At 58.9% G+C, this 901-nt stretch carries 2 protein-coding genes; both read right to left on the bottom strand.

Features of this window, described 5'->3' with window-relative positions; translation table 11 throughout:
- Positions 1–91: 91 nt before the first annotated feature.
- Positions 92–544, bottom strand: coding sequence for a thermonuclease family protein (locus tag ACOI1H_RS25855; RefSeq protein WP_422441208.1), 453 nt, complete (start codon positions 542–544; stop codon positions 92–94).
- 8 nt (positions 545–552) lie between these two features.
- The gene (locus tag ACOI1H_RS25850; protein ID WP_422441206.1) at positions 553–882 is read right to left on the bottom strand and encodes an H-NS family nucleoid-associated regulatory protein; all 330 of its coding nucleotides are present in this window, start codon (positions 880–882) and stop codon (positions 553–555) included.
- Positions 883–901: the final 19 nt, after the last annotated feature.

The following is a 901-nucleotide window of genomic DNA, read 5'->3' as shown; positions in this document are numbered from 1 at the left end:
GCCCGGCGTCATGTCGCGTCAGGCTGTAAGGCAACCTAGCGGACATTATGACATTCCTGCAAAAGCGGGCAGATCCTGCCCAGCTGTTGCTTCACCTGCACCAGAACTCGTCGCCATCCGGCCAGCGGCGCGCGAGCTTCTCTGCGATCAGGATATCGCCGACATCGACACCCTCGATCCTAATCGTCGCCAGCCGGCGCTTACCCGTGCCGTCAATCCCGAAGGTCTCGATCGTCCAGGCGTTGCCGTTCAGTAGCGACCGAAGCCTGTCCGTGGCGACCTGCGCCAGATTGATCTCGGTAGAGCCACCGCAGATGTTCGTGCGCGATTCCGGCGTGTCGAAGTCCTTCAGCCTGATGTTGACCCCACCCAGCCAGAGTGTGTCGCCATCCACCATGCATGTCTTGTCCGGCGTATTGCGCTGGTTCTTTCCGCAGATCTGCAGACCCTTAAAATGGGTGACATCGGCCCGCGCACATGTGCCTGCCATAAGCAGGCACATGACCGTGACGCTGGCGCAGAAACGCCTTTGATTGTCTGTCACGCCGCAGCTCAGCTGGCTGGCGAGATCAAAAACTCGTCCTTGGACTGCCCGTTCTCCAAAGCGTCTTTCATCCAGTCCGGCTGACGGCCACGGCCGGTCCAGGTCTGCTCTGCATTTTCCGGGTGACGATACTTTGCAGGTGAAACGGATTTGGTGGTCTTGCCGGGTAGCCCGGTCAATTGGGCCAGGGTGAAACCCATTTCCCGTGCGGCGGCTTCCGCAGCGGCCAATGCTGCCTTGCGCTGCTTGTCCTCATAGCCGTCGATGGCTTTGTTCACGTCCTTCTGGAGCTTCTTGAGGTCATCAAGCGACATGCGGTTCAGATCGATATCGGCCATGGTCATTCCTTGTTTTTAT

The sequence above is a fragment of the Loktanella sp. DJP18 genome (genome assembly GCF_049310965.1).
Classification (GTDB): domain Bacteria; phylum Pseudomonadota; class Alphaproteobacteria; order Rhodobacterales; family Rhodobacteraceae; genus Loktanella.
The sequence above is the reverse complement of the archived record's forward strand: the minus strand, read 5'-3'. Positions and strand labels throughout refer to the sequence as shown.